Source organism: Paenibacillus sp. FSL R7-0345, assembly GCF_038595055.1.
Lineage (GTDB): Bacteria > Bacillota > Bacilli > Paenibacillales > Paenibacillaceae > Paenibacillus_AQ.
On the sequence record NZ_CP152002.1, the window covers coordinates 5976606 to 6002812 of the forward strand.

Here is a 26207-nt window from a genome sequence, read left to right on the forward strand (position 1 = left end):
CGTTTTTTTCTTATTTTGCAGCTATCCAGTTCCGGAAAGTATAAACTAACAAATCCAATCCAACCGTATTGCTATGCTCTCCCGGATATAGCTGCAGAAACGTTCCGCAGCCGGTTTCCATCATCGGCTCATGCTGCTCATCTCCAGGATAGATACAAAGGACATTATGCACAGGGGTCCGTTCGTATCTTTTTCTGCCCTGCTCCATGCTTACATATCTGAACATAAAGTATCCCGACATCTGCTGCATAGTATCGGTATAACCCTGATCTGCATAAATATTCCGGACAGGACGATACTTTACCTCCAGGATCATAGAAGACACAAAACGTGTTTCATTGGTTGCTGAATGATGATCTGCAAATAAATCAATGCGGATATCCGGTTTGCGTCTGGTATCCGGACTAAAGAAATGGGTCTGTTTCGTTAAGGCCATCTGGTCAACATTTTCTACCTGCTGGTCATACGTAATGACGATGAGACTGCTGCCTTTTTTCAGCCTCACTGCTGTCCCCTCCTGCAGGCCGCCCATATAATAGTTTTGCTGTAACTGCTCAGTGATCGTATCATGATAAGGCTCATATCCAAGATAACCAAAGCTTTCGATCGTCTTAAAAAGCACATAATATTCGTAAAGCAGGGATGTAGGTTTAACAACGGGAACGAGCACCTCTTTGCCCTGACGCCCGTCTGACTTATTCCATGAAGCGGAACCCTTCCAGATTTCATAAATAACACCATAAGCATGATGATGGCCCAGCAGCAGCCGGCGGGGTGCCTGATCCTGGATTCCCCGCCAAAATACCGATTGAACCGTTTTTCGTAATGTACTGTAATTATACTGGCACTTCTCTTCAAACTTTTGCAACTCACTCAGCTGCTTGGCTAGTAAGGCCAGATTCTGTTTTTTTCCGTAAAGCGTATTAGCGGTTTGATCCAGATGATTCCTCGCTACCACTTTACGCTGTCTCAGCTCCTGGAGGCTTCTTTCCTCCTGCTCAATGATATTCTCCAGCCGGTCATGCTGTAAGGAAAGGAGATGGTAGTCTGCATGCAGCGCAGTGATGACTTGTCCCATCGTAGCCAGGATCGACCGCACCCAGTATTTAATCAGACGGTTAGATTCCGAATCCGCATGCAGCTCCATACGCCGGTTTAAGGTCTTAACGCCCTCATATTTTGCTCCATGACCTGCCGCGCCCCAGCGGACACTCTTTAACGTTTGCCTGCGCTGGGCCGACTCGACCAGATAGATTTGTTTCAGTTCCGCTTCATGATTCAGTTCAATAACCTTCAGAGCCTGAAGCAGCTGCTTCTTGACCCCCTCATACCAGGTAAAATATCTCCATGACGCATATTGCTTCAGCACTTCTGTATCTGCGACAGCCCGTTTCATCTTAAGATAGTCCTGGATCAGGCCTTCCAGTGTCTGGTTCAACGTATCATGCATCGAGATCAGCTGTGCTTCATCAACGTTTCTGGGCCGGACCTCGAAGGTTCCATAATACGTAAGTCCCTGATGGATAACCCGGTACTGATATAATCCGCAACGCCAGGGATATTCCTCAGTACTCCGGTTCAACAGATGCCTGTTATGCTCCCTGGACAAAATAACCGGTTGTTCCGCCGCAGTTTCATTTCGTTCGACTAATTGATCCCACAGAAGAATAACTTCATCATCTTCCCGGCCATTCGTCAGCTCCACACTTAGCTGCAGATTTTCCGTAACCCCAACAGGGCTAATGTCTGCCGGCTGCAGCATAAGATTATCCAGGGGAATCTGTTTGACGGATGCACCTTCCCCTTCCCATAAAGTCAGAAGAAACGGCAAATCAGTTGGCATAACCATGTACAGTCAGCTCTTTCGCTTTTTTCTTCAACATTTGAAGCGAATGCTCAAATGTCGAGCTTTTCTGGCTGGACACCGCTTGAAGAATACGAACCAGTTCGCCTTCCTGGTAAACATCGCCATGAAATTCCCCGACCAGTCTGCCGATTGTTGCTTCCATTCCGGAAATCTTGGATAAGACCCGCTGCTTAAACTGGATATCCAAAGCCGTCTCCCTACTTATTGCTAACGAGCCGTCAGCCAAAACAGGAACATTACTGATGTAATGGGCAATGGCACAGACTACCCTGAAGGATATTCCCAGCTGGCTGTCAGCCTGCTGCATCGTTTCATGAATTTCGTCCATTAGTGAGATCTCATCATCCGTCAAGTCAGAGATGTTTCCGTCAAGGCTCCTCATCCATCCCTCCCTGAACACCGTTCTGGAAACAGGAGCTGCCGTATATGGACCGGCGGTTTGATCCTGCTGCATGCTGTGCACCTCTCTGAAGCTTAGTTTCCGCGGTGTAATGATATTGGCCCGGTCGAGCAGCCGGTGAGAAAACGCTTTGGTCGTCTCATCAAAATTCACCGTACCCACAAAGATGACATTATCGGCGATCTTGACTTCAGGCGGATAAGCATTAGTACACTGCTTCTGCGAATGATACAAACGAAGCAGGCGTTTGCTTGCTTCTAATTCGAGTAATGAGATAAACGGGCTGAACCAGTGCTCAACCTGCGCCAGATTCATCTCGTCAAAAATAAACATATACATTTGCTCAGGATTAGCCTCTGCTTCTATCAGCAGGCTGACAAGCCCCGTTTCACTCTCCAGGTATTCACCTGTGGTCGGATTCAAGAACCCCAATATATCCCCGGGCTCATGATAAGAGGGCGAAATCGGCAGCATTTTCAGATTCTTACCGTACTCCAGACCAAGCGTCTCCCCATACAACAACGCCAGCTGTGATTTTCCAGTGCCGGACATTCCGCCGATAATCGTCAGCATGTTTGTTTTTAAGCTCAAATGTAAATTTGTAAGGTCCGCCTGGTCAAAATAGAGCCCCTCGGAGATTGCGTTATCTGCCAAGTGATCTAAAAATTCAGCTTCACTGACTTCCCGCACTGCCGTTAACTGCTGTACCGCATCATGGGCCAGTACATGAGCCGGCTCGTCAGCAGGTTCATTCACTACCGGAGCATGCTCTATATTCATCGTCTCAATTGTGCCTGTCAGCAGTTGTTTTTTCTTCCGCTCAAGCCGCTTGTCCTTAGCCTCATGCAGGGAGAAACTATTAGCCTTCATTTCTCTCTGCAGACCGGCAAGATATCCGGAGGTCACTATGTATGCCTGATCTGCCTGTCTGATCAGCACGTTATTAAAGAACTCATGGGAGACCTCCAGGCAGCGGACCTCATCCGGATTTTGCAAATAGTATGTAGTAGGATTGCCCGATGTTCTAAGTTTCAGATTGCTGTACAGCACCTTGTCGAGATAAAGGAAGGAGGGGCCTCGTAAAAGATCAGGGTGGTGCGGCAATACAAAAGGTCTTCCTTGCTTCAGACGCTCTTCAAAGTCTCCGCCTCTTTCATTCACTCCTAATAAGGGGCCCGGGATGATTTCATATTTTTCATCTGCTGCCTGCTCATCAGCCTCTTCAACCTTCAGAATATCCAGAAACAGGTTCGTACTGCTTGAAGACAGCGAGAAAAGCACCAGCTTGTTCTCCAGGCTTTGCTGCAGCCTTTTCCTCTGGTCCTCCGGATTCAAATTGCTGAAATTGTGGACGAGCTGAGACTTTATTTTCTGCAGATTGTTGGGGCTTCGGGTGCTGCCGCGGAAGATTTTGTTCTGGTAGGCAAAGTATTGGGCAATCTCATCCGGAAGATCCGACAGGCATTTAAGATGAAAAGTAATAAAATCATAACTATCCACCTTAACCGGCTCCAGCATGGAATAAGCCAGTTCTTCTTCTGTTGTTAATCTTCCGACAAAAACCGCCTTCTTCAAGCGTGCATCAATGTCACTTGTAAGCTCACGTGTTAATTTCATTTATCATTGCTCCTTCGAAATAATAGATGATTTGTCTTGTTACCGCGCTTACGCCGCCGCTTACCGATTTAAATGGACGCTCATAAGCTTCAATAAGCTCATCCAGGTAAAATTGCTCTTTTGACGAAAAGCTGTCGGAATGAACAAATATATATTTAATGCCGGATTCCAGTTGATGCTCCAGCAAATCCTGCGTATCCCGGATCGTAATAATCTGCTCTGCAGGGAGCAGGTTAGCGTAGTCCTCCCGGTCAGAACGGGTAATCAGTACAAAATCCGACTCTTTAACAAGCCGGTATTCATCTGCTCCCCGGGCAGCGGCAGCCTGTGTTAAGGAGATTTGCTGCTGCATGAGTGAATCCTTTTCCGCCTGCATTGACGTGCGCGTCTTTTCCAGTTCAGCTTCAGCAGCCGTCAGCTTGCTCTCAAGCCCGGAAATCACCTTTTTGAATACAGCTTCAGCTTCTTCTCTGTCCGTGTTCAGCTTTTCCAGCCTTTTAAGCTTGCGCTCCTTGGCCTTGTCTTCCCTTTCCAGATCACCCTTTTCCTTCAGCAGGTCGGTCATTATTTTCCAGACTGCCTTCTGGCTGTCATGAAAAGCCATCTGAAAAAAGGCAGCCTTTTCACCCTCCGTCCATTTGCTGATCTCGCCCATTTTAGTAGATGCTAGCGAGGCAATTTCGCCGCTCTCCACTGAGCCCTTTTCCTGGAGCCAGTCCTTCAAACTGCCCTCTATTTCCGGATTCAGATCCAGCGCTTCTTCCATAAGAAAACGGACGGCATCTGTTGCCGGAGGATCTTCCCAGGCCAGGGCTTTTATTTGCAGCTGCCTTTTAAAGGCCAGCTTTTTTGTCCCCAGCTCTTCCAGAGGATGCTTCTTTTCTTCTATGTTCTGCTGCATTTTAACCACATTCTCATTAAAGAGCGCCGGGAATAATATGCCGGTTACTGCAACAGCTTCTGCGGGAGAAACGGTATCCCCGATCCTGTATGTATGACAAAATTCTTCAAAATCTATTTTCGCTTCCTTTACCTTCATTACATTGGGGTCATACCATTTCTCCATCCAGGAAACCGGATTGGTGAATTTCTTTATTTTCTCCACTGTTTTTTTGCGCAGCATGGCTGGCGGGGCCTTTACCGGATTTTTGAAGCCTTGTATTGGCGGCTGAACGATTGCAGCCATCCGGCGCACTTCATTTTCACTCAGCAGCTTATAGATCATTTCCAGCCAAATCTCTGAATCAATAGTTTCTTCAACGTTTTCTTGAGCTTCTGTGGCCATAGTGGATCTCCTTTTGTTGGTTTCTACTTGTATATATTAAATCATAGCAGTCAGTCACTTATTTGCCAGGGAATGTATGTTCTTTTCTCCATAGATAGCTTCGACTATATAAACCCGGATATATGATAATAGGCCTTCCTCAGATATTTTGAGTCAGGCCTATCCATTGATGCTCTATAAGTAAAATCCTAGATTTCTGAAGCTAAGGCATGGTTTATTTTCTCTGTGACTAGTGATAGATCAGACAGGACTTTAAACTTTAGCTCCTTTAAAGACAATGAAGATATATCTCTCTTCTTCAGTTTAGCTATTTGAAGATAAGTATGACTTAACGACCAATTTTCGGGAAGAACTAATTTCTGTTTAACGTTCGTTTGAGCATTTCTATAACTGGACAAACGGATATCCGGCATTTTCTTTTCCACCAGATAGGGGGATGGTATCGTTTTTATCTCTAGTGAAAAGTTATCGAACCATGAAAAATAAATGCCAATATCAAATTCTCTTTCCGGTTTGCGCCATTCAGGTAAATAGAGGATGTATTCGTACAGGATGCCTGCCTTTTTGTTCTCGACATTCCGCTGTGTTAGATACCCTGTTATTGGGCCGCCAAAAATATAGTCAGTGATCCGGTCAAATAAAATTTCTTTGGCAAGCCGGTTTGATCTCCACTGTGCAATCGATCCTAAAACGTTTTGTAGAGGAACATCAAACGCCTCCTGAATGGGCAAATAGAATGTTTCCTGAAAATATTCCCACCATGAAATTAATATCTGATTCTGCGGATCAATATGATCCTTCATAAGAGTGCAAATATCCCGATGAACAACAGTGACAATTTTACGGTTACGTAGCTCGTTAAGTTTCTTGTCCGAAACATATCCTGTTTTGAAAAATACGGGGATTACTTTCATTTCGGGATCCATATCCTTAAGCTTTGCCAGATAGTACTCAAGCTGTTCAAACCGGTTCTCTTCCCCCCAGGTTTTATCCTCAATTAATACTTGAAACTGCCCGCCGGTTATTTTAGATGTAAAAGTAAGTAAAATATCGATATCCTTGATCTGCTGTTGGATAGTAAGCGTATAGCTGTCCCATGATTCAGCGGCGAAATCATTCTTATTCAATTCTCTGTAGTTTTGTATGATTTGGTCCAACAGCTTTCTTGAAATCGTTCTGACAGATGATTCAGCCTCAATGTCCGCATGCCGGAAAACCCAGCACAGAAAGGCATCCTGTGCTAATTCCTTCGTTGCAAAATGAAATAAGTTAGCCATTTGATTGATCTCCTTAAAATTATAATATCAATACCACATTAACTGCTCCCCGTTTAGTTTACCTCTATTTCCCATTATTCGTCATCCTATGTACAATCACCATTCATCCGGCTTGTATAGGATTCAATTGTATAAGCCCATACCGTATCGGCATGGGCACTGTAACAGCTAATAAAGGAACCTTCACTCCTCCTTCTAAGGTGCATGCAGGTGTTAATTGTCGTGCCTAAAGAAAATAGTAACCTGTTGAAATTAAGCCATAAATAGAGAAAAGAACCTACTTTTCTAAAATTTGAGCTTGCAGACCCCGCTGCTCCAGAATTTTTTTAATAATCAAAATTGTATAGCTACAATTCAATGGAAGATGTGTCGATATACATACAGACGTATATATTTTGCAACAAGTTGAGGAGTGGGAAGATGAATAACAAAAGGGGAACTGTATTAGAACGATTGAGGCTTACGATTCGGATGAAATTGTTGGCTGGATTTCTGGTTGTGGCTGCATTGCTTGCCTTTGTAAGCATTTTTGCCTTAACCCAGATTAATGAGATGGCTGAAACTGCCGAATCAATTGATCAAGAGTCGATGCCGAGTGTAAGTTTACTTGGCATGATGAACGGTGATATCTCAGATATAGAGCGGCTGGCTCTTGCAGTCATCGTTGAGACAAAACAGGGTGAAATTAAGAAATTTGATGATTCTTTGGATCAGCTCCAGGTCAAGATAGAAGATGAGCGCAAAGAGTTACTTGCTTTTGCTGAGGGCCGTGACGATACAATGAAACTGTATACTAAATTTAGCACGAACTACGATGCTTATTTAGAGAAACTGCCTGCATTTGTCGAACGAGGCCTGGCTAACGATTATGAGGAGGCTAGCAGGCTGCATGGAGAGGCTTACCCCTTATGGTCTACAGCTAATGATACAATCGCCCAACTGATTACATTAACCAATGAATTATCAGGACAGGCTACATATGATTCAATATCAAAAGCAAACCGTGCATTTATTATTATTTTGGCGGTAACGATTATTTCCTTCCTGATCGCCTTATTTATTGCCTTCTTCATTGCAAGTATTATCTCAAAGCCTATTAAAAAAATGAATGCCTCGGCAATGCTTATTGCAAACGGTGATCTGACCGGCGAAACCATTACGCTTAAAAATAAGGACGAGCTCGGCACATTGGCTGCTTCCTTCAATACCATGACAAGCAACCTGCGCACGATGATCCATTCGGTTTCCATGACCTCCGAGCAGGTAGCCGCCTCTTCGGAAGAGCTGCTGGCGAGCGCAGAGCAGAATGCAAAGGCATCTGAGCAAATCTCAGAAACCGTTGAGCTGCTGGCGGCGGGGACCACGGAGCAGGTAAACATAGTAAAACGTTCTTCTCAATCCATGAACGAAATGTCGCTGGGTTCAGAACAGATTGCTCAGCTTGCCCAGAGCGTTTCCGTATCTGCAGTAGATGCTGCCAACCAGTCGGCTGAAGGAAACAGAATTGTCCATCAGGCAGTAGAACAAATGAGTTCCATCCGTACTTCCATTGCATCACTGACAGAGCTCGTTACCGGGCTGGGAGAGCGCTCTGCAGAGATTGGCAGTATTACCGGGGTAATCAATAATATTGCCCGCCAGACTAACCTGCTTGCATTGAACGCAGCTATCGAGGCTGCACGTGCGGGTGAGCATGGCCGGGGATTCGCCGTTGTGGCCGGAGAAGTACGCAAGCTTGCCGAGGAATCATCTATCTCTGCACAGAAGATTAGCGATCTGGTACAGCTCATTCAAAACGATACGAACCATGCTATTGAGGCTGTAAAAGTGAACAGCAGTGAAACAGAAGCCGGAATTGAGATCGTGACTGCAGCGGGACAGACATTTGGGCAAATCTCGGAGGCAGTGAGCAAGGTCGCGGGTGAAATTCAGGAAGTTTCTGCAGGCTCGGAAGAAATGTCAGCCAGCACAGATGAAGCAGTCCGGTATATGAGTGAGATCTCCAGTATTGCAGAAGAATCATCAGGCGGGGTTCATAATGTATCTGCTGCCGCTGAAGAACAGCTGGCTTCCATGGAAGAAATTGCTTCATCAGCAAGCGCTCTTTCCAAGATGGCAGAAGAGCTTCAGAAAGAGATCAATAAATTCAAAGTATAAATCATTCGCAGTAAGTTAGCGGAATTATATCGCAAGGTATGCCAGCTGAGCCGGGGAGAAATCCCCGGTTTTGTGTTGCCTGATGCAGAAGGTTTACTTTTAAGCAAACCTTCTGAACAAAGCAAAACTTCAAAGCAAAACAAAAAGCACCCCTTTAAGGGATGCTTTGTTTGTGCTTGGCGGCGTCCTACTCTCCCAGGACCCTTCGGTCCAAGTACCATCGGCGCTGGAGGGCTTAACGGTCGTGTTCGGGATGGGTACGCGTGGAACCCCTCCGCTATCGCCACCAAACAGGTTTTTCCGGTCGTGTCACTCCCTGAAAACCTTCAGGAAAAATAACCAACCTTCAAAAAACTAATCGTCCTGCAGAGGACCAAGCTTAAGGTTGTTCAGGAACTTGATTCCTGAAAACTGAATCCGAAACAAATCTGCGTTTGTAGATATTGGATAAGCCCTCGACCGATTAGTATTGGTCAGCTCCATGCATTGCTGCACTTCCACCTCCAACCTATCTACCTCGTCGTCTTCAAGGGTCTTACATACTGGGAAATCTTATCTTGAGGGGGGCTTCACGCTTAGATGCTTTTCAGCGCTTATCCCGTCCGTACGTAGCTACCCAGCCATGCTCCTGGCGGAACAACTGGTGCACCAGCGGTACGTCCATCCCGGTCCTCTCGTACTAAGGACAGCTCCTCTCAAATTTCCTGCGCCCACGACAGATAGGGACCGAACTGTCTCACGACGTTCTGAACCCAGCTCGCGTACCGCTTTAATGGAGCGTAAACAGCCCAACCCCTTGGGACCTCTTCAGCCCCAGGATGCGATGAGCCGACATCGAGGTGCCAAACCTCCCCGTCGATGTGGACTCTTGGGGGGAGATAAGCCTGTTATCCCCAGGGTAGCTTTTATCCGTTGAGCGATGGCCCTTCCATGCGGTACCACCGGATCACTAAGTCCGACTTTCGTCCCTGCTCGACTTGTAGGTCTCGCAGTCAAGCTCCCTTATGCCTTTGCACTCTTCGAATGATTTCCAACCATTCTGAGGGAACCTTTGAACGCCTCCGTTACTCTTTAGAGGCGACCGCCCTGAGTCAAACTGCCCGCCTGACGACGGTCCGTACCCGTTTAGGGGGTACCAGGTTAGAACCTAGATACGATCAGGGTGATCCCAACGGCGCCTCCACAGAAGCTTGCGCTCCTGTTTCTACGGCTCCCACCTATCCTGTACAGATCGTACCCAAATTCAATATCAAGCTGCAGTAAAGCTCCATGGGGCTTTCCGTCTTGTCGCGGGTAACCTGCATCTTCACAGGTATTAATCACCGGATCTCGTTGAGACAGCGCCCAAGTCGTTACGCCATTCGTGCGGGTCAGAATTTACCTGACAAGGAATTTCGCTACCTTAGGACCGTTATAGTTACGGCCGCCGTTTACTGGGGCTTGGTTCATCTTCCGGTTGCCCCTAACCACTCCCCTTAACCTTCCAGCACCGGGTGTCAGCCCGTAACTTCGCCTTGCGGCTTCGCACAGACCTGTGTTTTTGCTAAACAGTCGCTTGGGCCTTTTCACTGCGGCCCCCTCGGGCTATTCACCCTACCGAGGCACCCCTTCTCCCGAAGTTACGGGGTCATTTTTGCCGAGTTCCTTAACGAGAGTTCTTCCGCGCGCCTTAGAATTCTCTTCTCGCCTACCTGTGTCGGTTTGCGGTACGGGCACCTTCTCCTGGCTAGAGGCTTTTCTTGGCAGTGTGAGATCACTGACCTTCGCTACTATAATTTTCGTCACCCCCATCACAGCCCAGCCTTAACGATGTGCGGATTTGCCTACACATCAGCCTCACTGCTTAGACGGACATCCATCAGTCCGCGTCACTACCCTCCTGCGTCACCCCATCGCTCATAGCGGATTACGGTGGTACAGTAATTTCAAACTGTTGTCCTTCGACTACGCCTGTCGGCCTCGCCTTAGGTCCCGACTTTACCCTGGAGCGGACGAGCCTTCCTCAAGGAAACCTTGGGCTTTCGGCGGATCAGATTCTCACTGATCTTTTCGTTACTCATACCGGCATTCTCACTTGTATGCTGTCCAGCGCTCCTTACGGTACCTTCAACCCACATACAACGCTCCCCTACCCCCTGATGCAAAGCATCAAGCCATAGCTTCGGTGGTGTGTTTAGCCCCGTTACATTTTCGGCGCAGAGTCACTCGACCAGTGAGCTATTACGCACTCTTTTAAATGGTGGCTGCTTCTAGCCAACATCCTGGTTGTCTGTGCAACTCCACATCCTTTCCCACTTAACACACACTTGGGGACCTTAGCTGATGGTCTGGGCTGTTTCCCTTTTGACAATGGATCTTAGCACTCACTGTCTGACTCCCGGCAAGAAGATAATGGCATTCGGAGTTTGACTGAGCTTGGTAACCCTTGCGGGCCCCGCCACCCAATCAGTGCTCTATCTCCATCACTCCATTCACCGAGGCTAGCCCTAAAGCTATTTCGGGGAGAACCAGCTATCTCCGAGTTCGATTGAATTTCTCCGCTACCCCCACCTCATCCCCGCACTTTTCAACGTACGTGGGTTCGGGCCCTCAGTGCGTGTTACCGCACCTTCACCCTGGACAGGGGTAGATCACACGGTTTCGGGTCTACGTCCACATACTAAATCGCCCTATTCAGACTCGCTTTCGCTGCGGCTCCGGCTTCTCACCTTAACCTTGCATGTTAAACATGTAACTCGCCGGTTCATTCTACAAAAGGCACGCCATCACCCATAGATCGGGCTCTGACTTTTTGTAAGCACACGGTTTCAGGTTCTATTCTCCCCCTTCCGGGGTGCTTTTCACCTTTCCCTCACGGTACTGTTTCACTATCGGTCGCCAGGTAGTATTTAGCCTTGACAGATGGTCCTGCCGGATTCATACGGGGTTTCACGTGCCCCGCACTACTCGGGATCGCCCTGAGAGAACACAGTTTAGGCTACAGGGCTTTTACCTCTATCGCGGGCCTTTCCAGACCTCTTCGCCTACCATATTCCTTTGTAACTCCATGTGAGACGTCCCACAACCCCAAGGAGCAAGCTCCTTGGTTTAGGCTGTTCCGCGTTCGCTCGCCGCTACTGACGGAATCACTATTGTTTCTCTTCCTCAGGGTACTAGATGTTTCAGTTCCCCTGGTCTGCCTCTGCACATCCTATGTATTCAGATGTGAGTAACCTGCGAATTACCACAGCTGGGTTTCCCATTCGGACACCCCGGATCAAAAGCTTGCTTTACAGCTCCCCGAGGGCAGTTTCGTTGTTCGCCACGTCCTTCGTGGCTCCTGGCGCCTAGGCATCCTCCGTGTGCTCTTATTAGCTTAACCTCGATTTTCTCCGGAGGAGAAATATCGGACCATTGAATGAATTCAAGATCTTCATTTCCTTCACAGAAAAAAATTCGTATCAACTAATAACTATTTCAACTTGCTTACACAAGTTTCAGCTAAAAGATGTTCTAAAACGCAAATTCGTTTCGGTATCCAGTTTTTCAAGGATCAAGGTACTGCTGAGAGCTTAAACTCTCAAAACTGACCAACGAGTGAGTAACAGGCCTAAACTCTGAGTTTTGGAAGCTTAGCTTCCGATTTGAATGTCATCATTGCAGATGACGATTCTCCATAGAAAGGAGGGTGATCCAGCCGCACCTTCCGATACGGCTACCTGTTACGACTTCACCCCAATCATCTACCCCACCTTCGGCGGCTGGCTCCCTGCGGTTACCCCACCGACTTCGGGTGTTGTAAACTCTCGTGGTGTGACGGGCGGTGTGTACAAGACCCGGGGAACGTATTCACCGCGGCATGCTGATCCGCGATTACTAGCAATTCCGACTTCATGCAGGCGAGTTGCAGCCTGCAATCCGAACTGAGACCAGCTTTGCTGGGATTGGCTCCACCTCGCGGCTTCGCTTCCCGTTGTACTGGCCATTGTAGTACGTGTGTAGCCCAGGTCATAAGGGGCATGATGATTTGACGTCATCCCCACCTTCCTCCGGTTTGTCACCGGCAGTCACTCTAGAGCTCCAGTTTAACCTGCTGGCAACTAAAGTCAAGGGTTGCGCTCGTTGCGGGACTTAACCCAACATCTCACGACACGAGCTGACGACAACCATGCACCACCTGTCTCCGATGCTCCGAAGAGGGGCACTATCTCTAATGCTTTCATCGGGATGTCAAGACCGGTAAGGTTCTTCGCGTTGCTTCGAATTAAACCACATACTCCACTGCTTGTGCGGGTCCCCGTCAATTCCTGAGTTTCAGTCTTGCGACCGTACTCCCCAGGCGGAGTGCTTACTGTGTTAACTTCGGCACCAAGGGTATCGAAACCCCTAACACCTAGCACTCATCGTTTACGGCGTGGACTACCAGGGTATCTAATCCTGTTTGCTCCACCACGCTTTCGCGCCTCAGCGTCAGTTACACAGAAAGTCGCCTTCGCCACTGGTGTTCCTCCACATCTCTACGCATTTCACCGCTACACGTGGAATTCCACTTTCCTCTTCTGTAAGCCACCCAGTTTCCAGTGCGACCTCAGGTTGAGCCCAAGGTTTAAACACCAGACTTAAATAGCCGCCTCGCGCGCGCTTTACGCCCAATAATTCCGGACAACGCTTGCCCCCTACGTATTACCGCGGCTGCTGGCACGTAGTTAGCCGGGGCTTTCTTCTCCAGGTACCGTCACTCCGGTAGCAGTTACTCTACCGGACGTTCTTCCCTGGCAACAGAGCTTTACGATCCGAAAACCTTCATCACTCACGCGGCGTTGCTCCGTCAGGCTTTCTCGCCCATTGCGGAAGATTCCCTACTGCTGCCTCCCGTAGGAGTCTGGGCCGTGTCTCAGTCCCAGTGTGGCCGTTCACCCTCTCAGGCCGGCTACGCATCGTCGCCTTGGTGAGCCGTTACCCCACCAACTAGCTAATGCGCCGCAGGCCCATCCCTTACCAGCAGATTGCTCCGCCTTTCATTCTCTCCTCATGCGAAAAGAGAAATATCCGGTATTAGCTACCGTTTCCGGTAGTTATCCCAGACTAAGGGGCAGGTTGCCTACGTGTTACTCACCCGTCCGCCGCTAAGCTTACCCCGAAGGATAAGCTCCGCTCGACTTGCATGTATTAGGCACGCCGCCAGCGTTCGTCCTGAGCCAGGATCAAACTCTCCAATAAGGTTTTTCCGAGCAGCTACTTCACCCGAATGACTCGAGGAAATAACCATCCGAAAACTATCGAAAAAGAGCGATTGCTCATTTTGAAACATCTGACGAGAATTTACATTCTCAAGATGAATTTCTAAAGCGTACAAGACGCTGTGAAAATCATCACTTTTGGATCTCACCGAAGTGATTTCCGATACTCACTCGTTGTTCAGTTTTCAAAGATCAAGCTCGTTGTTGACTTCAATGTTCTCGTCGTCAGCAACTCTTATACTATATCACGTCCAGCCGTTCGATGCAAGCTTTTTTTAATTTCTTTTTCCGAGCTTGGCGTCGATGCTTTTCAGCATTTCTTGGCCGGATTAATAATATACCATACTTTCGAAAGGATATGCAAGACTTTTTTTAATGATAATCTATGAATCATTTAGGCAATATTGAAACAGGTAGAGTTACAGGATTAAATGAATGAAATAAAAAGGGATATACCAGATTGAGCTGCAGGAACCTCTGAGATCTGTTACAGAAATGGCGCTCGGCCAAATCCATCAGGAGCTGGAAGAACAAAGGTTGGGCTACCATGAACCGTTAAGCCTCTCTCATGTCAGCTTTTACTGCCAATTAACCGGCATGTCCAGTCTATCCGCAAACGCAATGCCCCGATCGAAACCGGCGTAGGCCCCACCTGGTGAAGCAGGTGCTGCGTGACATTGATGAGCATCCCGAACGAGAAGCTTCCCTTGCCAGGCTCTCAGAAAATGCGCAAATGTATCCGCACCTCAATTCTCACGCGTTTTTCGCCAATTGACCACTATGAATGTTACCCAATATGTGAACGCCAAACGGATTATCCGTGCCAAGGAGCTCCTGATCCGCTCAGATCACAAGATCGCTGATATTTCAGAACAATGCGGATACGAAACACCAACTCATTTCTACCTGATGTTCAAAGCTTTGACAGGAATAACGCCTCACAAATATAGACAAAATCAGTCCAATATGTAAAAGAAGTCTGAGGAGTATTCAGTGACTAAGTCGCTGCTCCGCAGACTACTTTTTAGTTTCATTTTTCCGTATCTATTTGTCCGGCCCGAACGCCGAAATAACAGGAATTTCGAAGCAAAACCAAAGGGCAGCGAAGATTTACCCATCTCCACTGCCCTTTGGTCTTTTAATTAAATTGCCAGCAACTCAAGCTGAGGTTCCCATACTGATAGCTCCGGTGAAGAAGTTTGGCCTTGCGGCTAGCATCACCAGTGCCCATGGCCAGCAGCAGCGGGATGAAATGCTCGTTTGTAGGAACGGCTTCCCGCGCATAGGGGGCAAGCTCGCGATATTGAAACAATGCTTCGGTATCCCATGTCTCCAGCTTACGCTGAATCCAGTTGTCAAACTGTTCAGCCCACCCGTCAATCCCCTCGGACGACCAGTTCAATCCCCTTAAATTATGCACGGTTCCTCCGCTTCCGATAATGAGCACATCCTGCTCACGAAGCTCAGCCAGTGTCTTGCCGATCTCATACTGCTGTTCATTAGACAAATGACGGTTCACGGATAGCGCTACGACCGGGATATCTGCATCCGGATAGAGCAATTTTAGAATCGCCCATGCCCCGTGATCCAAGCCTCTTGTCTCATTCCGGGTGTTCTCAACACCATACTTGGTAAACAAATTCTGGATTTGATCCGCAAGTACCAGGTCACTCTGCGCCGGATAAGTCATCTGGTACAGCTCGTCCTGGAATCCGCCAAAATCATAAATCGTTTCATACGCCTTAGCAGCGCCAACCGTCTGGACTGCTTCTTCCCAGTGCGCGGAGAAAAGAACAATCGCTTTCGGCTTTGGCGTATTGTCTTTAAACTGCTTCAGCAGCTTCGTATAGTCATTATCCTCAAGCACGATTGAGGGTGCACCGTGTGCAAAGAAATAGGAAGGTATCATCTTTTGTTCCACTCCTTATTTAGATTGAGTTGACATCTTTCTTAAGCCACTCTAACAAATCAATTTGGTTCTCTTCAGATACGCCATGATCAGTCGGATACACTTTGAAAGTCACGCGCTCCGTTTGTTCTTGCAGATAGGCAGCTGTCTCGTGCCCGATGCGGACCGGAAATACAGAATCATATTCCCCGTGCGAGGCAAATATAGAGACGTCCTTAATGCTGCGAAGGGAGTACTCTGTTTTCACAAAATCAGGAATATATCCGTTAAGCGCTACTATCCCCTTTAATTGTGATCCCATCGTAAGGGCAAGTGTCATGGACAGGATCGCCCCCTGGCTGAAGCCGAGCAAATAACGTTTATCCGGATCAACCGGATACTTCTCTGTAGCATAATGAATGAACGATTCAAGCTCTTTTACCGCCTGGTCGAACATCTCCCGGATCGGGTTACCCAGGCTTTTCAGATCGTAATACTGGTATCCGTTACCGAGCGGCAGATTGCCGCGAATGCCTATAATGATGAAGTCATCAGCCAGCGGAGCAACCAGACCATACATATTGCGTTCATTCGAACCTTTGCCGTGAAGCGTAAAAATCACCGGATACTTCTTGTCTTGCTCCAGATTAACCGGTAAGTGAACGTCATATGGATATGCGGTATTCATCCTTGACCCCTCCTTGCTGTTCGTTATCTACTGCTTTGCTTATAAAAATATTAGTAATAAAAATATATTTTCTATATGAGTAATTTAACGCGTCTCACATTGACTTGTCAACCCGAAAATTGATAATATAAATTTAAGTTTTGTATTACAAATATCCCAAGGGTGTGATCAGATGGATATTGGCTCGACGATCCGGGCAATCCGGAAGCGTAAAAATATAACGATTGCCCAAATATGCGAATTGACCGGCCTATCCCAAGGCTTTATGAGCCAGGTTGAAACGAATAAAACCTCGCCATCTATTTCTACATTGGAAAATATAGCCCAGGCGCTAAAAGTCCCGCTGGCCTATTTGCTTCTAAAGAAAGAAGAACGAATGCACATTGTTCGTAAGGACGAACGGACCATTACCACCAGCGGACCGGAAAACCTGAAAGTGGAACACTTGAGCTCTACGAAGAACGTACGTATGAGCATTGTAGAGATCCCTCCCGGTGCCATGACCGGCGAGGCGCCGCATGCGCACGAAGGGCAGGAAGTGCATGTAGTCATTAAAGGGAGGATATATGCAGAGCAAGGAGAGGATGGAGCCGAGTTTACGGAAGGTGATTCCTTTAGCTGGAATGCCTGCACCCCCCATCTGGTAAAAAATATTGGAGAAGACACAGCCATCGTGCTGATCTCCATCTATACCGAGAATGAGAACGCACAAGACTTAATCTAAGACAAAGCCCGTACACGAGCCATTAGGCCGGGTACGGGCTTTTGTGATCATTTTCAGCTAAGAATCCTTTATACCATTCAGTATTGCTAGAAGGTAGGGGCAGGAGACTCGGCTATTTTCATACGTAATAAGCTGTAAGGCTTCTGCCGCAAGTCATTTCCATAGTGAAATCTTGACTGCCGGTGTAATTGGTTCACGATGAAATACAAGCATTGATCTGGACCAATAGAAAAAGTATCCGGCCATAAAATTCTCGGATCATGTGCGATGGTTTCCATTACTCCAGTCGGCAATATCTTTCGGATACTATTGTTTTCATAGTCTCCAGCGTACACGTTCCCTTTTGCATCGGTGATCATGCCATCTGAAGCGCCTTTTTCTCCCCAATACTTCACGTAATCCTGTAGAGTCATATCCGGTATGGTCCGGTCTCTTAAAGCTTCCGTTGAAATCGAGTACAGATGACGGCTGGAGAGCGGGCAGAAATACAACATCTTGCCATCCGGAGAAATGGCTATACCATCGGATGCCAATCTAAAGGGTGAAGTAGACCCGTCTTTGTTTCGATTCATCAGGATCTTACCTTCAACTTTTGGTATGAAAAAGAGATCGGGCGAAGTGGAATTTGCCCCGTTTAACCGTCTCCAGGCATAACCGGTTTCTAAATCAACGACAATAATGGCTCCAGGTCCTCGGGAAGACGAATCCGTGATATATGCATAACCTGCTTTACCAACACGAAAATCAAATCGGACATCATTCAGATAGGTAGTCGGCAATACAACATCTTCTGTAAATGTATATATACTTCTTATGGTGTTTGAATTTAAATCTACAGCGACTAACTTCGCCCCTCCTTTGATAGGCTCTGAGAAATTAGGAGCTCCTGTATCCAGTACCCAAAGCGTACCCTTTCCATCGGCAACGACACTTTGGACACTAATGAATGACGTTGTGATGTTCGATGGGCTTACCACATTGGCTTCTAAGCTAGGGTAAGGCTGTAATGTACCTTGAACGATTTCAGCCACCGTAAATTTAACGTCATCTCCCCACTTTGGAAAGCAAATGAAAATACGCCCGGTCTCAGAAACAGTAACACCTGTAGGCATGGCCCCGTTAAATAAAAAAACCGACTCAAATTCACCAAAATATTTTTCACCCGGTAACATCACTTGGTTAAAGTCCTCCTCAACTGTTCGAACTGCTATCCCTTATTTATATGACCGAACAGGGTTCAATTGCCCGGATAAAAAAATAATTTTACAGCCTGAAAAAGCCTTCAAAACCACTGCTAAAGTGGAATTGAAGGCTCTCTGTAAAAGCTGCCAGCGTTTTATTGTTGGTCCGGCAGACGTAATGCGTTTGCTGAAGTCTGCGCTTGGTCTAAAAATTCCTCTGCCCGGGTCAATTGCTGCCGGGCCGTCTCCAGAGCTTGTGAATTTGTTGCCGCATTAGATTCATTTATCGAGCTTATCGCCTGATTTAATGCCGTTTGCACCTCAGAGACCGCGTTAGATGCATGCTGCTCCAGCGTATTGCCGCCCGAGTTAAGTGCACCTTCTGCCGGTTTTTTTGCATTTTCAGTGGCTAGATCAACTTTCTTTCCATTGGGCAAGGTGAGTCCCCCTTCCGTGAGCAAAGATGAATAACTTAAAACACAAATCAGTATGCGGTTTGGATTATGTTTATATTCTTACAACCGGCATGGGAAAATCCGGCCCCCGGCTACTTTTATTAGTATAAGATCCGATGAAGTCGGAGAATTTAACGGTGAAGTTAAAAGGAGGGAATCGTTCTCAATGAATACGCCAACGCTAGCGCCGCACGAATCAATGGAACTACATGAAGCATTAAACTTTAAAACGCTCTGCCTCGCAAAGTCAAAACTTATGCAAGGCTTGGTCTTTGACCAGGAGCTAAAAGCGTTAATGCAGAAAGACGTAATTCAATCCATCCAACAGATCGCTGAGCTTCAAACAATCTATGCAAGAGCTCCTTTCCAAGCGCCTGTTCCGAATAGCCCGACACCTATAACACACTAAAGGGGAACCCCAATGAATACCGATTATTTAGACCCGATTAATTCATTAAACATGCCGGAAATGGCAGATACGACTTTTGCCATGGACTTCCTTCTTCGTGCCAAGGAAGGTGTACGTAACTTGTCCATCGCCCTGACGGAAACAGCTTCTCCCGATGTAAGAGCGCTGCTGCGCACTCATCTTATGCAGGGGATCGCACTGCATCAGGAAATCTCGGAGCTTATGATCCGCAAAAAATGGTTCCATCCTTATGAGCTGAACGAACAGTACCAGCTCGACCAGCTTTCGGCGAAAAACACGGTGATGATCGGGCAGATGAATTTGTTCCCGGGTGATACGTCGCGTAAAGGGATGTTTGATCGAACTCCAGATGAACATATTGGGGGACATGAAGCATGAAGGCTGTAACATATCAAGGAATTAAAAATGTCGTGGTCAAAGAAGTACCCGATGCTAAGATTGAGAAACCGGACGATATGATTGTAAAGATCACCAGTACCGCCATTTGCGGTTCAGACCTTCACCTGATTCACGGCATGATCCCTAACCTTCAGGAGAATTACGTCATTGGGCATGAACCGATGGGGATTGTAGAAGAAGTAGGCCCTGGCGTGACAAAGGTAAAGAAGGGCGATCGAGTGATCATCCCGTTCAACATTGCATGCGGAGAATGCTTTTTTTGCAAAAATCAGCTTGAAAGCCAATGTGACAACGCTAACGAACACGGGGATATGGGCGCATATTTTGGCTACTCCGGAACAACAGGCGGATACCCTGGCGGGCAAGCCGAGTATTTACGGGTCCCGTTCGCCAACTTTACCCACTTCAAGATTCCCGAAAACTGCGAACAACCGGACGAAAAGCTAAGCTTGATCGCCGATGCCATGACAACGGCTTTCTGGAGCGTCGATAACGCCGGCGTCAAGAATGGAGATACGGTCATCGTGCTCGGCTGCGGTCCGGTCGGACTTCTGGCCCAGAAATTCTGCTGGCTTAAAGGGGCTAAGCGTGTTATAGCCGTCGACTATGTCGATTACCGCTTACAGCATGCGAAGCGAACGAACAACGTCGAAATTGTAAACTTCGAACAGGATAAGAATATCGGTAACACTCTCAAGGAAATGACCAAAGGCGGCGCCGATGTCGTGATTGATGCGGTAGGTATGGACGGTAAGATGAGTGATCTCGAATTTCTGGCCAGCGGTTTGAAGCTGCAGGGCGGCACCATGAGCGCATTTATCATTGCGTCCCAGGCTGTCCGCAAAGGCGGCACCATCCAGGTCACCGGGGTATACGGCGGACGCTATAACGGGTTTCCCCTCGGCGATATCATGCAGCGCAACGTGAATATCCGCTCCGGACAAGCCCCGGTCATTCACTATATGCCGTATATGTATGAGTTGGTTACTTCGGGCAAAGTAGACCCTGGAGACATTGTTACGCACGTCATTCCGCTCAGCGAAGCCAAGCGCGGCTATGAAGTGTTCGATACCAAAACCGATGATTGCATCAAAGTCATCTTAAAGCCTTGAATATGGCAAATACCCGGGAGGACAATTCCAATGAAGAATTCCAATTACGCTTTGCATGAGATACTGGAGGTTCATGAAATGGCTGCGTTCAAGGCGGTTTGCTTAACGAAATCTACGACCATGCAAGCTCTGGTAACCGACCCGGAGCTCATGCAAATTTTGCAGCAAGATGCGACATTATCACAGCAGCAGCTTCAGGAACTCGGTGGAGTTTTATCTAAAGTGACTGTATAGGAGATAAAAAAATGAACCCAATATTAGAACACATGACTGGTCTTCATACGCTGACCGATGACGTGATCGCAATGGATCTTTTGATGAACGCCAAGAGCGGAGTCAGAAACTACGCCATGGCTGTGACTGAATGTGCCACCCCCGAAATCAGGGAAATATTGATGAAACAACTCGGCGAGGCTATTAATTCACATGAAAAGATAACAGACTATATGATGCAGCGGGGCCTTTACCACCCCTACCATATTCCAGAGCAAATTCAGCTTGATCTGAAAAATATTCAGACCGCTACGAACATTCCGTCCTGACAACATATTCGCCAACAAAATGCGCATAATCACCATGGTTCAGGCGCTCGGGGGATAAAGTCTTATGTGACTGCAACAAGAGGCCGTCCCAAAAGCCATGAAAAGGCTGCTTGGGACAGCCTTTTGTTATTCTTGCTTAGCTCCTTCCGCGTGATGGGTTCCTGATTCGCAATTGCCCCCCCTTCGTCCTGCTCCAAATCCTCTTTCTGTCCTTAAAGTCTGCTTCCTCCGGTAGCATCAATGAACTGCCCCGTGATCCACCGCGCTTCCTCAGAGGCTAGAAATACAACGATATCTGCAATGTCCTCAGTAGCACCAATTCTTCCAAAAGCAGACATTGAAGCCGCCCCAGCGTAAACTGCCGGGTCAGCGAGCCAATCCTTGTTCATATCCGTAGCCGTAACTCCCGGCCTTACTGCATTAACCGTAATACCCTTTGCTGCAAAAAGTGGAGCCAAGGCCAAGGTAAGTGTCTCAATGCCCCCCTTGGAAGCCGCATAAATGGAACGCTCTGGACCAGCAACACGAGTAAAGCCAGTTGATATATTAATAATCCGTCCATCATTCCGTATAAAATTGCTGGCTGCCTGAGTAAGGAAATAGGGAGCTTTAAGGTTCACATTAATGACAGCTTCAAACGTTTCTACTGACGTTTCTTCAAAGGGAATTTCCGGTGCAATCCCTGCGTTATTGACCAGGATGTCCAATTGCACAGAACCCATCTCAGAACGGACAGCCTCTTCAAAAGCACTGGACGCAGCACTTTGCATGTTTTGGAAAAAAGGGTACGAAGGCACGTCGTACACGGACCTTACGCAAGCTACGGGTGTAGAACGCCCGGCGCTCTATTCCGCGTTTGGCAACAAGGAGGCGTTGTTCCTCCGGGTTCTTGATCGCTATTACAATCACTACCATACTTTCTTTCCGGCTGCACTGGAGCTGCCGACCTCGCGGGAGGTGGCCGCACGTATCTTTCGCGAAGCGGCCGAATTGCAGACGCGTTACCCCGATCACAAGGGGTGTCTATATGTACACGGTGACTTGGCCGGCACAGATGAGTCCGAACCGATCCGACGTGCATTGGTTGATGCACGTGCGGAAGGGGAAACTTCGCTGCGTGATCGTTTCGAACGGGCGAAGCAGGAGGGTGATCTTCCGGAGAATGCGAACTGTGCTGCGTTGGCTGCATTCGTGATGGCTGTACTCCACGGCATGGCTGTTCAAGCCACGGCCGGCTTCAGCCGCAACATGCTGGAGGCTGTTGCCGAGCAAGCGCTCTCCACCTGGCCTACCGGCAGTTCTGCACTGTCCGGAAAGTCTTCCTAAGCAAATTTCAAAAAGGCTCCCGCTAAATGGGAGCCTTTTTGTTTGCAGCTACTTTAATTTACAATGAAAGTTAATGAGGCCGCTGCATTTCCTGCAGCGGCCTCTGGCAATCAGAAGATAGTATTTTGCTGAAAAAATAATATTATGCGGTCATTACTGGCGGTTGCAGCTACAAACGTATGAGCTTAATCCCGGTCTCAAAAAGGGGCTCCATATATTATAGCTGAGCGATTCAATCTCCCTTAGACTATAAGCTCCCCCCGTTGGAAGCGATAACCTCCTTGTACCAGTCGAAGCTCTTCTTCTTGATTCTCTGTAAGGTGCCGTTCCCCTCATTATCTTTATCTACATAGATGTAACCGTACCGCTTCTTCATCTCACCTGTAGAGGCACTTACAATATCAATCGGTCCCCAGCTCAGGAAGCCCAGCAGTTCAACGCCGTCTTCAATGGCTTTTCCCGCCTCAATCATATGGTCCCGTAAATAGGTGATCCGGTAATCGTCATGGATGCTCTGATCTTCTCCAACAATATCTACAGCGCCGAATCCGTTTTCGACAATGAAAAGTGGCTTCTGATAGCGGTCGTAGAGCTGGTTCAGCGTGAATCTCAGGCCCGCGGGATCAATCTGCCAGCCCCAGTCCGAAGCTTCCAGATAAGGATTCTTGACACCCATTGCCAGGTTGCCCGATACCATCTCCAGTTCACTCGGATTGGCACTGGCACAGCGGCTCTTATAATAGCTGAAGCTGATGTAATCGACGGTATGCTGTCTCAGCAGTTGTTCATCCTCTGCCGTCAGATCCAGCTCGATATCATACTCCCTGAACCATCGTTTCACGTAAGTAGGGTAGTATCCTCTTGCCATAACATCCGTGAAGAAGTAGACTTCTCTGTCCATTTCCATGGCTGTGAGAATATCATCCGGATGGCAGGTATGCGGGTAATACGGCCCTGCGGCGATCATACAGCCCATCTGCGAGCCCGGAATGATCTCATGGCAGGCTTTCGCCGCCAGGGCGCTGGCTACATGCTGGTAATGCGCCATCTGATAGATGATCTGCTTCTTATTTTCGCCTTCCTGAATGACCGTTCCTCCGCCGACGAAGGGAATGTGGAGCAGGACATTGATCTCGTTGAAGGCAATCCAATATTTCACTTTTTCCTTGTAGCGCTTGAATACGGCAATCGCATATCTCTCAAAGAACGCTATCAGCTTGCGGTTTCTCCATCCGCCGTAATCCTTAACAAGTCCAAGCGGCATCTCATAATGGGAAAGCGTCACAACCGGCTCAATATTATACTTCCGCATACAATCGAATAATTGATCGTAGTACTGTAAACCAGCTTCATTGGGAGTCTCTTCGTCCCCATTCGGGAATATTCTTGTCCAGGCAATGGAGGTACGAAGCGCTTTGAAGCCCATCTCAGCGAATAAAGCGATATCCTCCTCATATCTGTGATAGAAATCAATCGCCTCATGGTAAGGATTCTTCTTATCGGGATGCTCATATGGCGGGTTAAAGATCCCGTTGGCCAGGATGTCAGCAATCGATAACCCTTTACCATTCTCCTGATAGGCCCCTTCCGCCTGATTAGCCGAAATCGCGCCCCCCCATAAGAAGCCTTCCGGGAATTGGATGTCTGTCTGTTTCATTCTATAATCTTCCCTTCTGATGTTTTATACATTAAGTTTCAATAGAGTATCCTTTTCTTTCACGGTGGTCTGGCTGACAGCGGTAATGCCTGCGTAGTCGCCGGTATTAGAAATAATTACCGGAGTAATGATATCGAAGCCCTCCTGAGTAATGCTGTCCATATCGAATTCAAGAATCAGATCGCCGACACTCACCCGCTCGCCTTGATTAACATGAAGAGTGAAGTGTTTACCGCCCAGCTTGACCGTGTCAATCCCGACGTGAATCAGAACCTCTGCCCCATCGTCGCTGGTAAGGAGGACCGCATGTTTCTTTTTGAAAGCCACCGACAGCACACCATTAATTGGAGAGACAACACGGCCCTCGCTAGGCAGGATGGCAATCCCTTTCCCCATCGTCTCCTGCGAAAAAGCGGGATCGCTGACTTCGCTCAAGCTTTTAACTTCGCCTGCTATGGGAGCATAGATTTCTTCGTTTTGCAGTTTTTTGGCAGATTGGGGCTCATTAGCGGGCGGACTGGAAGGATCTTCATTGTTCTCTTCCACTGCCTCTTCTTGAACATCCTTGAATCCCAGAACGTAAGCAACAACAGCAGCAACGACAAAGCTGACACACACCGCCAGAACCATCAGCGAAAATTTATGTCCGATATACAGCGGCAAGGACGGCAAGCCGACTTTACCCAGCGCATAGGCTGCCACTTGGAAGATACTTAAGATGAATGCACCTGCCGCACTACCGATCAACCCGGCAATAAAAGGCTTTTTCAATTTGAGGTTCACACCATAAATAGCCGGCTCAGAAATTCCCATCAGCGCACTGATAGTTGAGGCTCCAGACAAGGACTTCATACTGTTATTCTTGGTTCTCAGGAATACAGCGAATACAGCACCTGCCTGCGCGATATTAGCAACGGTCATAATCGGCATAATATAGTCGAAGCCGTTCTGGGCAATCGCCTGAAAGACAAGCGGAATGAGGCCGTAATGCAGTCCGGTGATGACCATCAACGAGAATGTGGCTCCAAGCAGAGTGCCGGCGATCACACCGAAATGCTCATAGAAATACATGTAGCCATCGGCAATGGCATTACCCGCATAAATTCCTAACGGGCCAATCACGATTAATGCGATAGGTGCCACAATTAACAGGATCAGCATCGGTTCCAGGATGGTCTTCAGTACATTCGGTACAATTTTACGGACAAAACGTTCTACATAAGACATGATCCATACGGTAGCAATAATAGGAATGACAGACGAAGAATAGGATACCAGCTTGACCGGCAGGCCCAGGAAGCTCATCGACGTTATACCGTCGGCCATAAATTTGGCAAAGTTAGGATGGAGCAGCACGCCCCCTATAACAACAGCCAGATACGGATTGACATTGAATTTCTTAGCAGAGCTGAAGGCGAGCAGCATCGGCAGGAAATAGAAAACGGCATCCGAAATAATATTCAGAATTTTGTAGAGATCCGTATTCGCCGCTGTGGCATTGAACATGACGATTACAGCCAGCAGCGCCTTGATCATCCCTGCACCCGCTATAGCCGGAACAAGAGGATTAAATATCCCGGGTAATATATCTGCAAAAAACTTGCCAATCGAGCCCTTGATGCCGAGCTTCTGCCCTTTATTGTTACCTTGATGTTCAGCGTTCTCCCTGGTAGAGCCAGCATTGTTTTTGGCTATCTTGCTTAACTCCCCATACACCTTGGACACATCGTTTCCGATAATCACCTGAAATTGCCCGCCGTTAATGTTAACATCCATAACTCCAGGCAGCTCCTTTAGCTTCGCCCGGTCCGCCGCCCCATTATCCCGCAGATTGAAGCGAAGTCTGGTCATACAATGGGTATAATCCTGTATGTTGTCTTCCCCGCCTACTAATTTTAGTATTTCTTTTGCCAGCTTTTGTTGATCCATGATACAGCTCACTCCTCTTCATTTATAAGAAAAACCTAAACTAGTGAAAGAATA

At 47.6% G+C, this 26207-nt stretch carries 19 protein-coding genes and 3 rRNA genes; 8 read left to right on the forward strand and 14 right to left on the reverse strand.

Features of this window, described 5'->3' with window-relative positions; genetic code table 11:
* Positions 1-10 precede the first annotated feature (10 nt).
* The 4 genes from NST84_RS25780 to NST84_RS25795 all read right to left on the reverse strand — a co-directional run bounded on the left by NST84_RS25780 (position 11) and on the right by NST84_RS25795 (position 6446).
* On the reverse strand, positions 11-1849 hold the full coding sequence (locus NST84_RS25780) for a hypothetical protein (protein WP_342562947.1): 1839 nt from the start codon (positions 1847-1849) through the stop codon (positions 11-13).
* Positions 1833-3884 carry a hypothetical protein gene (locus tag NST84_RS25785; RefSeq protein WP_342562948.1) on the reverse strand — a complete coding sequence of 684 codons (2052 nt, stop codon included), beginning with the start codon at positions 3882-3884 and terminating at the stop codon, positions 1833-1835. The genes NST84_RS25780 and NST84_RS25785 overlap by 17 nt, the downstream gene beginning before the upstream one ends.
* Positions 3868-5169, reverse strand: a complete 1302-nt coding sequence (locus NST84_RS25790) for a hypothetical protein (protein WP_342562949.1) — start codon at positions 5167-5169, stop codon at positions 3868-3870. The genes NST84_RS25785 and NST84_RS25790 overlap by 17 nt, the downstream gene beginning before the upstream one ends.
* A 188-nt stretch (positions 5170-5357) precedes the next feature.
* Positions 5358-6446 (reverse strand): hypothetical protein, encoded by a 1089-nt coding sequence (locus tag NST84_RS25795; RefSeq protein ID WP_342562950.1) that lies wholly within the window; start codon positions 6444-6446, stop codon positions 5358-5360.
* A 420-nt stretch (positions 6447-6866) separates the two neighbouring features.
* On the opposite strand from NST84_RS25795, the gene NST84_RS25800 reads away from it, so the two are divergent.
* On the forward strand, positions 6867-8603 hold the full coding sequence (locus NST84_RS25800; protein ID WP_342566525.1) for a methyl-accepting chemotaxis protein: 1737 nt from the start codon (positions 6867-6869) through the stop codon (positions 8601-8603).
* Between the two features lie 174 nt (positions 8604-8777).
* On the opposite strand, the gene rrf is transcribed toward NST84_RS25800, so the two are convergent.
* The 5 genes from rrf to NST84_RS25825 all read right to left on the reverse strand — a co-directional run bounded on the left by rrf (position 8778) and on the right by NST84_RS25825 (position 16398).
* Positions 8778-8894, reverse strand: a 5S ribosomal RNA gene (gene rrf, locus NST84_RS25805).
* A 152-nt stretch (positions 8895-9046) separates the two neighbouring features.
* Positions 9047-11964, reverse strand: a 23S ribosomal RNA gene (locus tag NST84_RS25810).
* 299 nt (positions 11965-12263) lie between these two features.
* Positions 12264-13802 (reverse strand): 16S ribosomal RNA (locus NST84_RS25815).
* Together the 16S, 23S and 5S rRNA genes form the textbook arrangement of a ribosomal RNA operon.
* 1158 nt (positions 13803-14960) lie before the next feature.
* Entirely contained in the window at positions 14961-15731 is a 771-nt protein-coding gene (locus NST84_RS25820) for a class III extradiol ring-cleavage dioxygenase (protein ID WP_342562951.1), read from the reverse strand.
* 19 nt (positions 15732-15750) lie between these two features.
* Entirely contained in the window at positions 15751-16398 is a 648-nt protein-coding gene (locus NST84_RS25825) for a dienelactone hydrolase family protein (RefSeq protein ID WP_342562952.1), read from the reverse strand.
* A 172-nt stretch (positions 16399-16570) separates the two neighbouring features.
* Here NST84_RS25825 and NST84_RS25830 point away from each other — a divergent pair, with 172 nt between their 5' ends.
* A complete protein-coding gene (locus NST84_RS25830; protein WP_090718718.1) occupies positions 16571-17122 on the forward strand; it encodes an XRE family transcriptional regulator in 552 nt (183 codons plus the stop codon).
* Between the two features lie 86 nt (positions 17123-17208).
* On the opposite strand, the gene NST84_RS25835 is transcribed toward NST84_RS25830, so the two are convergent.
* On the reverse strand, positions 17209-18294 hold the full coding sequence (locus NST84_RS25835) for an L-dopachrome tautomerase-related protein (RefSeq protein WP_342566526.1): 1086 nt from the start codon (positions 18292-18294) through the stop codon (positions 17209-17211).
* A 164-nt stretch (positions 18295-18458) separates the two neighbouring features.
* The gene (locus NST84_RS25840) at positions 18459-18740 is read right to left on the reverse strand and encodes a hypothetical protein (RefSeq protein ID WP_221803530.1); all 282 of its coding nucleotides are present in this window, start codon (positions 18738-18740) and stop codon (positions 18459-18461) included.
* A gap of 184 nt (positions 18741-18924) precedes the next feature.
* Here NST84_RS25840 and NST84_RS25845 point away from each other — a divergent pair, with 184 nt between their 5' ends.
* The 5 genes from NST84_RS25845 to NST84_RS25865 are packed head-to-tail and all read left to right on the forward strand — an operon-like array spanning position 18925 to position 21241.
* The gene (locus NST84_RS25845; protein ID WP_074083998.1) at positions 18925-19167 is read left to right on the forward strand and encodes a spore gernimation protein GerQ; all 243 of its coding nucleotides are present in this window, start codon (positions 18925-18927) and stop codon (positions 19165-19167) included.
* A 12-nt stretch (positions 19168-19179) separates the two neighbouring features.
* Positions 19180-19566 carry a spore coat protein gene (locus NST84_RS25850; RefSeq protein ID WP_342562953.1) on the forward strand — a complete coding sequence of 129 codons (387 nt, stop codon included), beginning with the start codon at positions 19180-19182 and terminating at the stop codon, positions 19564-19566.
* Positions 19563-20699 (forward strand): zinc-dependent alcohol dehydrogenase, encoded by a 1137-nt coding sequence (locus NST84_RS25855; protein WP_342562954.1) that lies wholly within the window; start codon positions 19563-19565, stop codon positions 20697-20699. Before NST84_RS25850 ends, NST84_RS25855 begins: the two co-directional genes overlap by 4 nt.
* Before the next feature lie 30 nt (positions 20700-20729).
* Positions 20730-20933: a hypothetical protein gene (locus NST84_RS25860; RefSeq protein ID WP_090718710.1), complete on the forward strand. Its 204-nt coding sequence runs from the start codon at positions 20730-20732 to the stop codon at positions 20931-20933.
* 11 nt (positions 20934-20944) lie between these two features.
* Entirely contained in the window at positions 20945-21241 is a 297-nt protein-coding gene (locus NST84_RS25865; RefSeq protein ID WP_342562955.1) for a spore coat protein, read from the forward strand.
* 212 nt (positions 21242-21453) lie between these two features.
* Here NST84_RS25865 and NST84_RS25870 read toward each other — a convergent pair whose 3' ends face one another.
* Positions 21454-22047, reverse strand: a complete 594-nt coding sequence (locus NST84_RS25870; protein ID WP_342562956.1) for an SDR family oxidoreductase — start codon at positions 22045-22047, stop codon at positions 21454-21456.
* Between NST84_RS25870 and NST84_RS25875 the strand changes: the two genes are divergently transcribed.
* Positions 22010-22567 carry a TetR/AcrR family transcriptional regulator gene (locus tag NST84_RS25875; RefSeq protein ID WP_342562957.1) on the forward strand — a complete coding sequence of 186 codons (558 nt, stop codon included), beginning with the start codon at positions 22010-22012 and terminating at the stop codon, positions 22565-22567. The two genes, NST84_RS25870 and NST84_RS25875, sit on opposite strands and share 38 nt — an antisense overlap.
* A gap of 247 nt (positions 22568-22814) precedes the next feature.
* On the opposite strand, the gene NST84_RS25880 is transcribed toward NST84_RS25875, so the two are convergent.
* Together NST84_RS25880 and NST84_RS25885 are read right to left on the reverse strand one after the other, a co-directional pair.
* Positions 22815-24224, reverse strand: a complete 1410-nt coding sequence (locus NST84_RS25880) for a 6-phospho-beta-glucosidase (RefSeq protein WP_221803535.1) — start codon at positions 24222-24224, stop codon at positions 22815-22817.
* Positions 24225-24248: 24 nt separating this feature from the next.
* On the reverse strand, positions 24249-26153 hold the full coding sequence (locus tag NST84_RS25885) for a beta-glucoside-specific PTS transporter subunit IIABC (protein WP_342562958.1): 1905 nt from the start codon (positions 26151-26153) through the stop codon (positions 24249-24251).
* Positions 26154-26207: the final 54 nt, after the last annotated feature.

Bases quoted from the DNA above. Each gene is read 5' to 3' on its own strand.
- NST84_RS25780 (WP_342562947.1), bottom strand. From the start codon at position 1,849: ATGGTTATGCCAACTGATTTGCCGTTTCTTCTGACTTTATGGGAAGGG.
- NST84_RS25785 (WP_342562948.1), bottom strand. From the start codon at position 3,884: ATGAAATTAACACGTGAGCTTACAAGTGACATTGATGCACGCTTGAAG.
- NST84_RS25790 (WP_342562949.1), bottom strand. From the start codon at position 5,169: ATGGCCACAGAAGCTCAAGAAAACGTTGAAGAAACTATTGATTCAGAG.
- NST84_RS25795 (WP_342562950.1), bottom strand. From the start codon at position 6,446: ATGGCTAACTTATTTCATTTTGCAACGAAGGAATTAGCACAGGATGCC.
- NST84_RS25800 (WP_342566525.1), top strand. From the start codon at position 6,867: ATGAATAACAAAAGGGGAACTGTATTAGAACGATTGAGGCTTACGATT.
- NST84_RS25820 (WP_342562951.1), bottom strand. From the start codon at position 15,731: ATGATACCTTCCTATTTCTTTGCACACGGTGCACCCTCAATCGTGCTT.
- NST84_RS25825 (WP_342562952.1), bottom strand. From the start codon at position 16,398: ATGAATACCGCATATCCATATGACGTTCACTTACCGGTTAATCTGGAG.
- NST84_RS25830 (WP_090718718.1), top strand. From the start codon at position 16,571: ATGGATATTGGCTCGACGATCCGGGCAATCCGGAAGCGTAAAAATATA.
- NST84_RS25835 (WP_342566526.1), bottom strand. From the start codon at position 18,294: ATGTTACCGGGTGAAAAATATTTTGGTGAATTTGAGTCGGTTTTTTTA.
- NST84_RS25845 (WP_074083998.1), top strand. From the start codon at position 18,925: ATGAATACGCCAACGCTAGCGCCGCACGAATCAATGGAACTACATGAA.
- NST84_RS25850 (WP_342562953.1), top strand. From the start codon at position 19,180: ATGAATACCGATTATTTAGACCCGATTAATTCATTAAACATGCCGGAA.
- NST84_RS25855 (WP_342562954.1), top strand. From the start codon at position 19,563: ATGAAGGCTGTAACATATCAAGGAATTAAAAATGTCGTGGTCAAAGAA.
- NST84_RS25860 (WP_090718710.1), top strand. From the start codon at position 20,730: ATGAAGAATTCCAATTACGCTTTGCATGAGATACTGGAGGTTCATGAA.
- NST84_RS25865 (WP_342562955.1), top strand. From the start codon at position 20,945: ATGAACCCAATATTAGAACACATGACTGGTCTTCATACGCTGACCGAT.
- NST84_RS25875 (WP_342562957.1), top strand. From the start codon at position 22,010: ATGTTTTGGAAAAAAGGGTACGAAGGCACGTCGTACACGGACCTTACG.
- NST84_RS25880 (WP_221803535.1), bottom strand. From the start codon at position 24,224: ATGAAACAGACAGACATCCAATTCCCGGAAGGCTTCTTATGGGGGGGC.
- NST84_RS25885 (WP_342562958.1), bottom strand. From the start codon at position 26,153: ATGGATCAACAAAAGCTGGCAAAAGAAATACTAAAATTAGTAGGCGGG.